Genomic DNA, 14,085 nt, shown 5'->3' with positions numbered 1-14,085 from the left:
ACGACGCCCGTGTCGGGGGTCTGGTGAGGGGGCAGTTCCGCCGCACGCGCGGCATTCTCGGCCTCGGCGTCCACGGGGGGGCCGGCGCCCCCCCCCACGGGTCGGCCGGCGCGCCTGCCGACATGGCCCCGGACAGCGCGGCGGTGGTGTCGCGGAGGCCCAGCTCGGGGAGCATGCCGACCTCGCCGGCGGCGCCCCAGCGGCCGCGGTGCAGGCGGCCGTTGATGATGGCGCCCATGCCGGTGTGCAGCTGGGCGAGGACGTAGATCACGTCGTCCACGTCGCGGGCGACGCCGCGCCAGCGTTCGGCGATGGTGGCCAGGTTGGCGTCGTTCTCCACGTACACCGGGCAGGCGAACGAACGGCCCAGCTCGCGCGCCAGGTGCAGGCCCTGCCAGCCGGGCACGACCGTGCAGATCGCGACCGTGCCGTCCGGCGCGATCACGCCGGGGGTGCCGGCGGCGACGGCCCAGAGGGCCGAACGTTCGATCCCGGCCGCGGCCAGGCAGGTCTTCACGGCGGCGCGGACCGCGGCGAGGCGTTCCGGCGGATCCCAGCCGACGTCCAGGTCGGCGCGGTGGCTGCCGACCACCTGGCCGTCGAGGTCGGCGACGTAGAGCCGGGCGCGGTGCGACTCGATCTCCATGCCGAGCGCGTACCCGGCCTCGGCGCGGAACCGGTAGCGGCGGGCGGGACGGCCCAGGCCCGCGCCGGACCGCGGCGCCACCTCCTCGACCAGGCCGCGCTCCGCCAGCTCGGTCAGCACGCCCTCGGTGGTGGGCCGGGACAGGCCCACCTGCTTGGCCAGCTCGGACAGCGTGGGCTCGCCGCCGCCGCGCAGCGCGCGCAGCGTGGCGACCGAGTTGAGCCGCCGGAGGACGGAGGGATCTCCGCCGTGGAGCTGAAGTTCGGACACGGGACCTCTTGACACGGTTCGGGTGGGCGGGGACATTATTGCGCAACCTACTTACGAAATGAACTTTCGTAAATGCCGGACGGTCCGGCGGGTCGCGTGGGCCACCAGGTCAGGAGGCACTTCTCGATGCAGCAGGACGGGGTCACGCTCGCCGTGGCCGGGGCCGGGATCCGGGGCGCGACGTACGCGCGCCGGGCCCTGGCGACCGGCCGGGCCACGGTGGTCGCGGTCGCCGAGCCGGACCCGGAACGGCGGGCGCGGTTCGCCGCCGAGCACGGCATCCCGCCCGGACGGGCCTTCGCCGGCTGGCGCGAGATGGCCGCGGCCGGCGAGGGCACCGCGGCCGGACGGCTGGCGGACGGCGTGATCATCGCGACGCAGGACGCCGAGCACGCCGAGCCCGCGGTGCGGTTCGCCGGCCAGGGCTACCACATCCTGCTGGAGAAGCCGATGGCCACCGGCGAGGCCGACGCGGTCCGGATCCTGGAGGCGGTCGAGCGCAGCGGCTCCACGCTCGCGGTCTGTCACGTGCTCCGTTATACGCCCTACACGGCCTTGATCAGGCGACTGATCGCGGCCGGCCGGATCGGCACCCCGATCAGCGTCCAGCATCTGGAACCGGTCGGCTGGTGGCACCACGCCCACTCGTACGTGCGCGGCAACTGGCGGCGCGAGGACGAGTCCGGGCCGATGCTGATGACCAAGTCGTGCCACGACGTCGACTGGCTCATCCACGTGATGGGCGAGGTGCCGGTCCGGGTCTCCTCGTTCGGGCGGCTGTCGCACTTCCGCCCGGAGAACCGGCCGGACGGCGCCGCGGACCGCTGCCTGGACTGCGAGGTCGAGCCCGCCTGCGCCTACTCGGCCAAGCGGCTCTACCTGTCCTGCCTGGACGACCCCGACCTGCGGGCCTGGCCGCTCAGCGTGGTCACCACCGACCACACCGAGGCGGGCGTGCTGGCGGCGCTGCGGGACGGGCCGTACGGGCGGTGCGTGTACGCCGGGGACAACGACGTGGTCGATCACCAGGTCGTCAACCTGGAGTTCCCGTCCGGGGCGACGGGCGCGTTCACCATGACCGCCTTCTCCCCGTACGTGCAGCGGCAGACCCGGATCTTCGGCACGGCCGGGTTCCTCGAGGGCGACGGCGCGCGGCTGACCCTGCGCGACTTCGTCACCGGGGAGGAGGAGGTCTTCGAGGCCGAGGGCGGTCACGAGTCGCCCGACGGCCGGCACGACGCGGCCGACGAGGCCATCGCGGACGCGTTCATCGCGGCCATCGCCACCGGGGACGCCTCCCTGCTGCCGTCCGACGCCCGCGAGAGCCTGGCCGCCCACCGGGTGGTCTGGGCGGCGGAGCGGGCCCGGCATTCCGGCACCGTAGTAGACATCGCCACAGAACCACACGAACATCTCATATCACCAGCGCCACCCCCGTCCCCGACACCCCCCGTATCCCCCGCGAAAGGCACGGCCCGATGAAGATCACGACGGTTCCCCGCGGGGGACGACCCCCGCACCCCCGCGGATGGAGCATCGCCGCCGCGGCACTGCCCCTGGCACTGGCCCTCGGCGCGTGCGGATCCGGGAGCGACGACAAGGGCTCGAACGCTCCGGCGACCAACGAGGGGCGCGGCCCCATCACGTTCGCCACCGGCAAGGACCTGACCGGCACCATCCAGAAGCTCGTCGGCAAGTGGAACACCGCGCACCCGAACGAGAAGGTACGGATCATCGAGCTGCCCGAGGACGGCGACCAGACCCGGCAGCAGCTGGTCCAGAACGCGCAGATCAAGTCGAACGCCTACGACGTCGTCCGGCTGGACGCGGTCTGGACGGCCGAGTTCGCCGCGCGCCGCTGGGTGCTGCCGCTGGACGAGTCCAAGCTCGACCCGTCGACGTTCGTCCCGGCGGCGCTGGAGACCGGCAAGTACCGCGGCAAGCTGTACGCGGCCCCCTGGCTGACCGGCACCGGCATCCTCTACTACCGCACCGACCTGCTGGAGGCCGCCGGGATCAAGGAGGCGCCGAAGACCTGGGCCGAGCTCACCGACGCGTGCGCCAAGATCAAGAAGACCTCCGAGGGCAAGGGCGTCGACTGTTACGCCGGCCAGTACGACAAGTACGAGGGCCTCACGGTCAACTACTCCGAGGCGGTCCAGTCGGCGGGCGGCCAGGTGTTCGACGCCTCCGGCAAGCCGCAGGTGACCTCGGCGCAGGCCAAGGCGGGGCTGCAGTTCCTGGTGGACGGCTTCAAGAACGGCACCATCCCGTCCAAGGGCGTGACGCTCAAGGAGGAGGAGAGCCGCCGCGCGTTCCAGGACGGCAAGCTGGTCTTCCACCGCAACTGGGCGTACGTGTACGCGCTGGCCTCCGCCAAGGACGGCTCGTCCAAGGTGAACGGCGAGTTCGACGTCGCGCCGCTGCCGGGCAAGGACGGCCCGGGGTCGGGCACCCTCGGCGGCAACAACCTGTCGGTGTCGGCGTTCTCCAAGCACCAGGCCACGGCCCGCGACTTCATCACCTACATCGTGAGCCTGGAGATCCAGCGCGAGTACGGCAAGGAGCAGTCGTTCCCGCTCTCGCGCAGCGCGCTCTACGCCGACCCCGAGATGGTCAAGCTCTACCCGTACCTCCCCGTCCTGAAGAAGGGCCTGGACACCGCGAGGTCACGTCCGGTCGCGGTGAAGTACAGCGAGGTCAGTGCGGCCGTCCAGGACAACGTGACGGCGGCCGTCACCGGAAAGAAGAGCGTCGACCAGGCCTCGGCGGACCTCCAGACAGCCCTCGCCGGCCTCGCCGACTGACCCCGACCGGCCGACCCCGACCGGCCGACTGACCCCGACGGTCGGCTGACCCGACCGACCGACCGACCCGACCGACCGACCCGACCGACCGTTCGACAGGAGCGATGGTGACCCACACGAGCACCGGCGCCGGCCGGACGGCGGCAGGAACGCCTGCCGCCGCTCCGGCCGGGCCGGCTCCCGTCGGCCGCGGGCGGCCCGGCCGGGGGCGCCGTCCGCGCGGGCGCGCGGACGGCCAGGGCCGGCTGGCCGCCGCGCTGCTCTCCCCCACCCTGGCCGTGCTCGGCGTCGTGATCGCGTTCCCGATCGCGGTGGCGATCTGGGACTCGCTGCACACCACCAGCGAGGAACTCGACGCCGACGGCCTGGTGGTGGAGGGCACGCGGTTCACCGGCCTGCGCAACTACGCCGACCTGTTCAGGGGCGAGGCCGGCGACCGCTTCCTGAACGCGTTGTGGAACACCTCGTTCTTCACCGTCACCACCGTCGTGCTGGAGACCCTGCTGGGCCTGGGCATGGCGCTGCTGATGCACCGGGCGTTCCGCGGCCGGGCGCTGTTCCGGGCGAGCGTGCTGGTGCCGTGGGCGATCCCCACCGCGATCTCCGCGCTGCTGTGGCGGTGGATCTTCTCCGCGGACGGCGTCGCGAACGCGGTGCTCGGGCGCGAGGTGCTCTGGACCGCCGACGGGGCCGCCGCCAAGTGGGCGGTGATCCTCGCCGACACCTGGAAGACCGCGCCGTTCGTGGCCCTGCTCGTCCTGGCCGGGCTGCAGATCATCCCGGCGGAGGTGTACGAGGCGGCCCGGGTCGACGGGGCGAACGCCTGGCAGCGGTTCTGGAGCATCACGCTGCCGATGGTCAAGCCCGCGCTGCTCGTCGCGGTGATGTTCCGGATGCTCGACTCGCTGCGCATGTTCGACGTGCCGCAGGTGCTCATCGGCACCCGCAAACCCGCGGTCGAGACGCTCTCCCAGCTGGCCTGGGACGAGGCGATGAACCTGCGGTTCGGACCGGCCGCCGCCTGCGCGATCGCCCTGTTCCTCTACATCATCCTCGCCGCGTACGTCTTCGTCCGGCTGCTGGGGGCCGACATCATCGGACGGGGGAACGCCAGGTGAAGCGCCTCACCAGTCCCCTGTCCCTGATCGCCGTCGTGGCGTTCTGCCTCGCGCCGTTCTACTGGATGATCGTCTCCAGCCTGCGCCGGACCAACGACATCCTCGACAAGTCGCCGCTGCCGAGCCCGTGGTCGCTGGAGAACTACCGGGCGGTGTTCGACGGCGGCAACGGGTTCGTCCGGGCGCTGGGCAACAGCCTGGTCGTGGCGGGCGTGACGACCGTCCTCACCCTGATCGTCGGGGTGTCGGCGGCGTACGCGCTGGCCCGGCTGGACTTCCGGTTCAAGCGCCTCGTGCTGGCGCTGATCGTGTCCACCTCGATGTTCCCGGTCAGCCTGCTCATCGTGCCGCTGCTGCGGCTCTTCACCGACATCGGCTGGATCAACAGCTACCAGGCGATGGTCGTGCCCAACCTGTCGTTCGCGCTGCCGCTCGCGGTCTGGAACCTCACCGTCTTCTTCCGGCAGCTGCCGTTCGAGCTGGAGCAGGCGGCGATGGTGGACGGCTGCACGGCGGGCCAGGCGTTCCGGAAGGTGATCCTGCCGCTGGCCGCGCCGGGCGTGTTCACCACGGCGATCATCACGTTCGTCATCGCCTGGAACGAGTACATGATCGCGGTGAGCATGGTCAACGAGCAGTCGATGAAGACCGCGAACGTGATCGTCGCCCAGTTCACCGGCCAGCACGGCTTCGACCAGCCGTTCGGCACCCAGATGGCGGCCGGGGTCGTCGTCACCGTCCCGCTGGTGATCGTCGTCCTGGTCTTCCAGCGCCGCATCGTCGCCGGCCTCACCTCCGGCGGCCTCAAATGATCCGCCTTGAATGATCCGCCTCAAGTGATCGTCTCAGTGATCAACCGTTAGTGATCATCCCGGGTTGAACCCGGCGTCACCTCCCGTTTCATCGTTCCCTCCAGTCTGCCCATGATCGGGCCCAATCCCCTCTGGAGTACCGCGCATGAGATCACCCCTGCCCGGACGCAGGTCGTTCCTGGCGATGACCGGCGTCTCCGCCGCCGCTTTCGCCGCCGGAACCGGCGTCGCCACCGCCGACGCCACGGCCGGCGGGAAGGTCCCGGCCGACCCGTTCGGCCTCGGCGTCGCGTCCGGCGACCCGTGGCCCGACGGCTTCGTCCTGTGGACGCGGCTCGCCCCCCGGCCCCTGGCGGCCGACGGCCACGGCGGCATGCCACCCCGCCCGTACACCGTGCGTTTCGAGGTCGCCGAGGACGAGGCGTTCGCACGCGTCGTCAAGCGCGGCCAGGCCATCGCCACGCCGGAGCTGGCGCACTCCGTGCACGCCGAGATCCGCGGCCTGCGCCCCGGCCGCGAGTACTTCTACCGGTTCCGCGCCGGCGACGAGGTGAGCCCGGCCGGCCGCACCCGCACCGCTCCCGACCCCCGGTCGACGCCCGCCGCGCTGCGCTTCGCCTCGGCCTCCTGCGCCGCCTGGTACCACGGGCACTTCACCGCGTACGACGACATGGCGAAGCAGGACCTCGACCTGGTCTTCTTCTTGGGCGACTACATCTACGAGTACGGCATCACCACGACCAACTGGTGGCGCCAGGAGCCGCTGCCCCTCGGCCCCGAGCACGGCACCGAGACGATCACGCTGGAGCAGTACCGGCTGCGCTACTCGCTCTTCAAGGCCGACGCCGCCCTCCAGTCCGCGCACGCCGCGGCCCCGTGGGTCTTCACCACCGACGACCACGAGGTGCAGAACAACCACGCCGACGAGTGGTCGGAGACCGGGATCGCGCCCGCGGACTTCCTGCGCCGCCGCGCCGTCGCGTACCGCGCGTTCTACGAGAACCTTCCGCTGCGCTCCAGCGTCCGGCCTGACGGGCCCGACCTGGCGCTCTACCAGCGGTTCCGCTGGGGTCGGCTGGCGCAGATCGACATGCTCGACAACCGCCAGTACCGCGACACCTACCCCGCCGGGGTGGTCACCGACAACTCACCCGAACGGCATGACCCGAAGCGCACGATCCTCGGCGCGCGGCAGGAGAAGTGGCTGTACGACGGGCTCGGCCGCTCCGACGCCACCTGGAACATCCTGGCCACCGGCGTCGTCATGGCCGAGATCGACCGCGACACCGGCGCCGGGCAGCTCTACAGCAACGACATGTGGGACGGCTTCCCCGCCAACCGCGACCGGCTGTGGGACGCCTTCCGGCGCCACCGGATCGCCAACCCGGTCGTGCTGTCCGGCGACATCCACCGCGCCGTCGCCGCCGAGCTCAAGGCGGACTGGAAGGACCCCGGCTCCCCCGCGATCGGCACCGAACTGGTCTGCAGCTCGGTCGGCTCCGACGGCGACGGCGCCGAGAGCGACCAGTACGCCGCGCTCTGGCTGGCCAACCCGCATGTCAAGTTCTACAACGCCCGCCGCGGCTACGTGACCGGGCACCTCACCCCCACGACGCTCACGTCCGAGTTCCGCAAGGTCGAGTACGTCAGCCGTCCCGGCGGCCCGGTCACCACCGCGGCGCGCTTCGTCACCGAGGCCGGCAAGCCCGGACTGACCCAGGAGGCCTGAGATGACAGAGCAGAACAGCGCGGAGAGCAGCAGGCCGCAGAGCAGGGAACCAGAGCGCAGCGGGCCAGAGAGCGGGGCGCCGGAGAGCAGCGCCGCGCGGCAGAGCGGGACGCGGCAGAACAGGGTCGCCCGCCGCACCGCCCTCGGGCTGGCAGCGGCCGCGCCCGCCGCCGTCGTCCTCGCCTCCCCGGCCGGCGCCGCGCACGCCGCCACCGCCGCCGGTCCGGCTCCGCGTCCCGTGCACCGCCTCCGCGCGAGATCGGAGATCGGCCGTATCCGGCTGAGCTGGGAACACGACCCGGGCAAACCCTTCGTCGACCACTACGCCGTCTACGGCGCGAAGACCCCGGGCTTCGCGATCGGCCCGGACACGCTCATCGCCAAGACCATCTACGCCTCGTTCTCCCACGACCGCATGGGCGGCCGCCGCCAGGACTGGCACTACCGCGTCGTCACCGTCGACGCGGCCGGCAACCGCAGCCGCCCGACCGCGCAGATCTCCGCGCACAGCACCGAGTCCGTCGCCGTCTCCGGGACGCCGCTGGCGACGGTCGGCACGTTCGACCACAAGAGCCTGGAGTTCGCGCTCGCGCCGAACCGGTCCGCGCAGTACCGCACCCGATTCCCGAACGGCGTCGACTACACCCACGGCACCGGCAGGCCGGAGACCGACTGGTCCTACATCCAGCCCGGCCCGTCGGACGCCTGGGGCGGCAACAAGGTCACCCGCGCCACGTTCCGCTTCGCCGTGGACCAGGTGCCCGCCGAGCCCTGGTTGTCGATCTGGCTCCTGGACACCCACGCCTCCCTCGCCGGAACGATCGTCCTCGGGCTCAACGGCACCGCGTTCACCGAGGTCAAGCTGGAGGGCGGCGCCATGCGCGGCTCCCTCGAAGGCGACGCCACCGTGCCGGGCACCACGCTCAAGCCCTCGTACGTCGAGCTGGCCCTGCCCGCCCTGACCACCGGCGAGAACGTCCTCACCATCGACAAGAAGCTCGGCTCCTGGCACGTCTACGACGCCCTGGGCATCTTCACCCGCTGATCCCCCGGCACCGGCGATCCGGGTGGTGGCTTCGGCCGCCGCCCGGATCGGCCGTCAGGGACGGCGTTCCAGGGCTCGCTGGATCTCCTCGTCGCCGGGGGCCAGCTTGCCGGCGCGTTCGAGGTCGGCGCGGGCCTCGTCGTCGCGGCCGAGCGCGCGCAGCGCGACGGCCCGGTTGTAGAGGAGCGCGGGCGTCTCGGCCGCGGTCTCGTCGGTGAGCTCGATGGCCCGGCTCAGATCGCGGACGGCGGCGTCGGCGTCGCCCCGTTCGAACGCCAGCCCGCCGCGGCACGCCCACGCGGTGGCCACCGTCGAGTCACGTTCGAGCGCCCGGTCGAACGCCGCGCGCGCGGGCCCGTCGCGTCCCTCGGCCGCCTCCACCTGGCCGAGGGCGCACAGCAGGTAGGGGTCGTCCGGAGCGGCGGCGAGCCCCGCCTCGCAGGCGGCGCGCGCCTCGGCGAGACGGTCCAGGGCGACGAGGATGCCGGCCCGGTTGGGGTGCGCCTCGGTGAAGCCCGGGTCGATCTCCAGCGTGTGGTCGAGATCGGCGAGCGCGCCGTCGAGGTCACCGGACGCGAACCGGGCCTGCGAACGGTTGAAGTACGCCTCGGGGAACGGCGGCCCCGCCTCCGCCGCCGTCTCGTAGTCGGCGATCGCCTCGGCCACCCGGCCCAGCCGGTAGAGCAGGTTGCCGCGGTCGATGTAGTAGTCGGGGTAGACCGGGTCGGCGGCGATGACCTCGTCCCAGTCGCGCAGCGCGTCGGCGGTGCGGCCGAGCCGGTCGTACAGCTGGGCGCGGTTGGCGCGCAGGACCATGCGGTGCTGGGCCTCGGCGTCGTCGGGCAGGTCGCGGTCGGCGAGGTCGATCGCCTCCTGGACCAGCGCCAGCGCCTGGTCGAGCCGGCCGCGGCGCGACTCGATCAGGGCCCGGCCGTTGAGGTCGAACCCCAGCTTGACGGCGCGTTCGGCCCGGTCGGGCAGCAGCCCGCAGAGCGCGATGCCGGTGTTGACCCAGCCCAGCGCGGCGTCGAGGTCGCGGCGCGCCGGGTCGTGGTGCCGGACCGAGAGCATGCCGAGCGTGTAGGCGATCGTCGAGTGCCAGAGCGGCGAGGTGGTGCGGGCCCGCGCGTCGAGGAGCACACGTTCGGCGTCGTCCTCGCGGTCCAGCGCGCCGAACGCCATCGCGGTGTCGTGCACCAGGCGCCACCAGGTCTCGGGGTCGCCGTCGGGGTCGGCGCACGCCAGGCCGCGCGGCCCCAGTTCGGCCACGGCGTGGTGACACCCCTGTTCCAGGCACCATTCGGCGGCGAAACGATAGGCCTGGGCCGCCCGGCGCGGGTCGGTGCCGTGCTCGCGGTGCCACGGGACGGCGCCCAGCCGGGGGCCGACCAGCCCCTGGGCGATCAGCTCGTCCGCCCGCAGATCGTGCTCGCGCGGGCTCAATGCAGCTTCGGAGACAGTGTCGCCTCCGGTACGTTCCAGTGTCCTCACCGTGAGCAGGTCGGCGCTGATCCTCCGCGTCAGCACCTCGATCAGCTCGCGGTCGGCGGTGTCGGCCAGGTCGAGTCCGATCACCTCGAGGGTCAGCGGCCCGGTGGCGGCCAGGTGGTCGCGCACGAACTCGGCGACGCCGTTGGCGATCCGCAACGTACGGCGCGGCGCGGGCACCAGGATGCGCTCGGCGCGCGGCAGCCGGGTGGAGAGCGGGCGGCGCCGCGCAGGGACGCGGTCGCGCAGGTCGGGCGCCACCACCCGGATCTCGATGTCGTGCGCGGCGACCAGGGCGGGCCCGCGGTCGAGGGCCTCCGGGACCAGCGCGTGGAGCAGGGCTCCCCCCGCCGTGTAAGGGCCGCGCAACCGGCGGTCGGCACGGATCCTCAGGACACGGTCGCGGCGCACCCGGCGGCCTCCTCGACGGGACGGGGAACCTGCGCGGATTCCCGGAAGGGGGTCGGAAAGAAAGCGGCTCCCGCGGCACGGCCCAACCACGCGCCGCGGGAGCCAGTCAATGGCGTGGGATCAGCCCGAATGCTTCGCGCTGGCCGCTCCACGCATCGCGACCATGCCCGGTCGATGAACGACGACCTTCTTCATGTCGCACCCCTCCCTGGTGGATAACTTGCGAACGCAGACCATCATGCGTGAACACCTGCCCCATCCGCATTCGGACGATCTGTCCTCATTCGGACACCTGACAACGGTTGACATCGACGTTGACCAGTGAGCCGTTCCGGCATGTTAGGCACAGGCCGAATAGGGGCCCATGCATCGGCGCCAGCCCCGTGACCTCGGTGAAGCCGCAACCGCACCAGGCGGCTCAGGTCCTCAATCGAGGACGTCCCGCAGCGTGGCGACCGCATGGGCGCGGTGCCGGTCGAGCCACTCGACGGCCGCCTCGACGTCGCCCTCGCGGAGGGCGGCGAGGACGGCGCGGTGCTCGTGGACGACGCGCTCGCGGTTGGGCGTGCCGCCGTAGTAGAGGGAGCGGTAGGCGTCGGTCGCGTCCCACAGGGTGGTGATCAGCCGGACGAGGCGCGGCATGCCCGCACGTTCGAACAGCATGAAGTGGAAACGGCGGTTGGCGGCGGCCATCGCGGCGACGTCGCCCGCCTCTCCGGCGCGTTCGACCTCGTCCTGCGCGGCCTCCAGCTCGGCGAGGACTTCGGGGGTCAGGCGCCCGCCCGCGGCGCGCACCGCCTCCGCCTCCAGCAGCTCGCGGATGCGGTAGATCTCCCGCAGGTCGGCCATCGACAGGACGGCGACGAAGTACCCGCGGTGGGCCTCGTGCACGACCAGGCCCTCGCCTTCGAGGATCTTCAGCGCCTCGCGCAGCGGCACCCGGCTGACGTCCAGCCGTTCGGCCAGCGCGTCCTGGCGGATCGGCGCGCCGGGCTTCAGCTCCCCCGTGGTGATCATGTGGCGTACCTCGCCCAGCACGAACTGCTGGGCGGTCGGCGGCCGCCGGGACCGCGGGCCGGCGCTCACGGCAGGTCCCCCAGCACCGCCGCGGTGTCCTCGCCGAGCCGTGGCGGCGCGGTGCGGTAGACCGGCGGCGTCGCGCTCATCCGGATCGGGTTGGCCACCTGCCCGACCGGCCCGTCCCTTCGCGGATCGTCCAGCCCGACCTCGGCGCCCAGTCCCAGCCGTCCGGCGAGGTCGAACGCGGCGGCCAGATCGTTGATCGGCCCGCACGGCACCCCGGCCCCGGTCAGCTCACCGAACCACTCGTCCGCCGTCCTGGCCTCCAGCGCCGCCGACAGCTCGGCCACCAGCACCTCCCGGTGCGCCACCCGCGCGCTGTTACTGGCGAACCGCTCGTCACCCGCAAGCTCCGGGCGCCCGATGCGCTCGCACAGCAGGCGGAACTGCCGGTCGTTGCCGACCGCCAGCACCAGCGGCCGGTCCTTCGCGCGGAACACCTCGTACGGGGCGACGCTCGGATGCCCGTTGCCCATCGCGCGCGGCACGACCCCGCCCGCCACGTACGCCGACGCCTGGTTGGTCAGCGCCGACAACAACGAGGTCAGCAGCGACACCTCGACGTGCTGCCCCTCCCCGGTCCGGTCGCGGTGCCGCAGCGCGGCGAGGATCCCCATCCCGGCGTGCAGCCCGGTGATGACGTCGACCAGCGCGACGCCGGCCTTGGTGCCGTCCCCGCCCGGCTCGCCTGTCACGCTCATCAGCCCGCCCATCGCCTGGACGAGCAGGTCGTAGCCCGCCAGGTGAGAGCCCTCGCCCGCGCCGAACCCCGTCACCGAGCAGTAGACGAGCCCCGGATGCGCGGCCAGCAGCTCCTCGTGCCCCAGCCCGAGCCGTTCCATCGTCCCCGGGCGGAAGTTCTCGATCAGCACGTCCGCGCGCGCCACGATCTTCCGCGCGGCCGCCCGGTCGCCCTCGTCCCGCAGGTCCAGCGTGACCGACCGCTTGTTGCGGTTGACGGCCAGGAAGTACGTGGCCTCGCCGTCCGCGTACGGCGGCCCCCAGGCGCGGGTGTCGTCCCCGTCGCCCGGCCGTTCGATCTTCACGACCTCCGCGCCGAGGTCGGCCAGCAACATCGTCGCGTACGGTCCCGCCAGTACTCGGCTGAAGTCGGCGACGACGACGCCGTCCAGTGATCGCATCCGTGTCCTCTCACCCGGAGTGGCCAAACCACATCTTAATACTCAATACTGGATCCAAAATAAGATCTGCCGCAAACCAGGAGGCCCAGCATGAAGTCCCACCCGTTCGAGCTGTTCGCGATCGACGGACTGCTGTCCGACGAGGAACGGGAGATCCAGCGCACCGTCCGCACCATGGGCGACCGCGAGCTGCGCCCGCACGTGGCGGACTGGTTCGAGGACGGTGAGATCCCCGCCCACGACCTCGCCCGGCGCCTGGGCGACCTCGGCGTCCTGGGCATGCACCTCCAGGGCTACGGCTGCGCCGGCACCAGCGCCGTCTCCTACGGCCTGGCCTGCCTCGAACTGGAGGCGGTCGACTCCGGCCTGCGCAGCCTGGTCTCCGTCCAGGGCTCCCTGGCCATGTACGCGATCTGGAAGTACGGCTCCGAGGACCAGAAGAACGAGTGGCTCCCCGGCATGGCCGCCGGCGAGAAGATCGGCTGCTTCGGTCTCACCGAGCCCGACGCCGGCTCCGACCCCGGCGCGATGCGCACCACCGCCAAGCGCGACGGCACCGACTGGATCCTCAACGGCACCAAGATGTGGATCACCAACGGCTCGGTCGCCGACATCGCCGTCGTGTGGGCCCGCACCGACGAGGGCGTCCGCGGCTTCCTCGTCCCCGGCGGCACCCCCGGCTTCACCGCCCCCGAGATCAAGAAGAAGCTCTCCCTCCGCGCCAGCGTCACCTCCGAGCTCGTCCTCGAGGACGTCCGCCTCCCCGCGTCCGCGCTGCTCCCCGAGGCCCGCGGCCTGTCCGGCCCCCTCGGCTGCCTCAACGAGGCCCGCTTCGGCATCGTCTTCGGCGCGATCGGCGCCGCCCGCGACTGCCTCGAAACGGCCCTGTCCTACGCCGCCGACCGCCAGGTCTTCGCCCGCTCGCTCGCCTCGTACCAGCTCACCCAGCAGAAGCTCGCCGACATGACCCTCGAGCTGGGCAAGGGCATGCTCCTGGCCCTCCACCTGGGCCGCCTCAAGGACGCCGGCGACCTCCCGCCCGAGCGCGTCAGCCTCGGCAAGCTCAACAACGTCCGCGAGGCCCTCGACATCGCCCGCCAGTGCCGCACCATCCTCGGCGCCAACGGCATCACCCTCGAATACCCGGTGATCCGCCACGCCAACAACCTCGAATCCGTCCTCACCTACGAGGGCACCAGCGAGGTCCACTCCCTCGTCATCGGCCGAGCCCTGACCGACGAACCCGCTTTCCGCTGACCCCCGCCAAGGGGCCTGTGGACAACTCGAGCACCCCACCTCGGACGTCTACTACGATCTGCGTTCGGATCGTCACACAACGTCCACCGGAAGGGTCGATGCGACAATGGGTGCCCCCGCCAACCGACAACTCCACTCACGGGTGCTGGCCTTGGAAGATCGATCACAACGCCACGACGAGGACATCGCCGCCATCTCCGATACCGCCATCGAGACCCTCGAACGCGTCAGGACCATCGAGACCGACGTGGCCGATCTCAAGATCCAGGTGACCGGTCTC

General features: G+C 72.0%; 11 protein-coding genes. 7 read left to right on the top strand and 4 right to left on the bottom strand.

The window, feature by feature from the left end:
- The coding region (locus tag ABZ810_RS42765; RefSeq protein WP_358413014.1) for an ROK family protein at window positions 1-916 on the bottom strand (916 nt) is incomplete at its 3' end.
- Between the two features lie 126 nt (window positions 917-1,042).
- On the opposite strand from ABZ810_RS42765, the gene ABZ810_RS42760 reads away from it, so the two are divergent.
- The 6 genes from ABZ810_RS42760 (at window position 1,043) to ABZ810_RS42735 (ending at window position 8,427) form a co-directional block, all read left to right on the top strand.
- Entirely contained in the window at window positions 1,043-2,398 is a 1,356-nt protein-coding gene (locus tag ABZ810_RS42760; protein WP_358413012.1) for a Gfo/Idh/MocA family oxidoreductase, read from the top strand.
- Window positions 2,395-3,723: an ABC transporter substrate-binding protein gene (locus ABZ810_RS42755; RefSeq protein WP_358413010.1), complete on the top strand. Its 1,329-nt coding sequence runs from the start codon at window positions 2,395-2,397 to the stop codon at window positions 3,721-3,723. Before ABZ810_RS42760 ends, ABZ810_RS42755 begins: the two co-directional genes overlap by 4 nt.
- Before the next feature lie 107 nt (window positions 3,724-3,830).
- Window positions 3,831-4,841, top strand: coding sequence for a sugar ABC transporter permease (locus ABZ810_RS42750; RefSeq protein WP_358413008.1), 1,011 nt, complete (start codon window positions 3,831-3,833; stop codon window positions 4,839-4,841).
- The gene (locus ABZ810_RS42745) at window positions 4,838-5,653 is read left to right on the top strand and encodes a carbohydrate ABC transporter permease (protein WP_358413006.1); all 816 of its coding nucleotides are present in this window, start codon (window positions 4,838-4,840) and stop codon (window positions 5,651-5,653) included. The genes ABZ810_RS42750 and ABZ810_RS42745 overlap by 4 nt, the downstream gene beginning before the upstream one ends.
- Before the next feature lie 145 nt (window positions 5,654-5,798).
- A complete protein-coding gene (locus ABZ810_RS42740; protein WP_358413004.1) occupies window positions 5,799-7,382 on the top strand; it encodes an alkaline phosphatase D family protein in 1,584 nt (527 codons plus the stop codon).
- Window position 7,383: 1 nt separating this feature from the next.
- Window positions 7,384-8,427 carry a hypothetical protein gene (locus tag ABZ810_RS42735; RefSeq protein ID WP_358413002.1) on the top strand — a complete coding sequence of 348 codons (1,044 nt, stop codon included), beginning with the start codon at window positions 7,384-7,386 and terminating at the stop codon, window positions 8,425-8,427.
- A 54-nt stretch (window positions 8,428-8,481) separates the two neighbouring features.
- On the opposite strand, the gene ABZ810_RS42730 is transcribed toward ABZ810_RS42735, so the two are convergent.
- The 3 genes from ABZ810_RS42730 to ABZ810_RS42720 all read right to left on the bottom strand — a co-directional run bounded on the left by ABZ810_RS42730 (window position 8,482) and on the right by ABZ810_RS42720 (window position 12,548).
- A complete protein-coding gene (locus ABZ810_RS42730; protein ID WP_358413000.1) occupies window positions 8,482-10,326 on the bottom strand; it encodes a tetratricopeptide repeat protein in 1,845 nt (614 codons plus the stop codon).
- Window positions 10,327-10,752: 426 nt separating this feature from the next.
- Window positions 10,753-11,412 (bottom strand): GntR family transcriptional regulator, encoded by a 660-nt coding sequence (locus tag ABZ810_RS42725; protein ID WP_358412999.1) that lies wholly within the window; start codon window positions 11,410-11,412, stop codon window positions 10,753-10,755.
- Window positions 11,409-12,548, bottom strand: a complete 1,140-nt coding sequence (locus ABZ810_RS42720) for a CoA transferase (protein ID WP_358412997.1) — start codon at window positions 12,546-12,548, stop codon at window positions 11,409-11,411. Before ABZ810_RS42720 ends, ABZ810_RS42725 begins: the two co-directional genes overlap by 4 nt.
- 90 nt (window positions 12,549-12,638) lie before the next feature.
- Here ABZ810_RS42720 and ABZ810_RS42715 point away from each other — a divergent pair, with 90 nt between their 5' ends.
- Window positions 12,639-13,805, top strand: a complete 1,167-nt coding sequence (locus ABZ810_RS42715; protein ID WP_358412995.1) for an acyl-CoA dehydrogenase family protein — start codon at window positions 12,639-12,641, stop codon at window positions 13,803-13,805.
- The last annotated feature ends 280 nt before the right edge of the window (window positions 13,806-14,085 follow it).

Origin of the sequence: Spirillospora sp. NPDC047279, assembly GCF_040643285.1 — a bacterium.
GTDB lineage: Bacteria > Actinomycetota > Actinomycetes > Streptosporangiales > Streptosporangiaceae > Spirillospora.
This window is presented reverse-complemented; position numbering and strand designations above follow the sequence as displayed.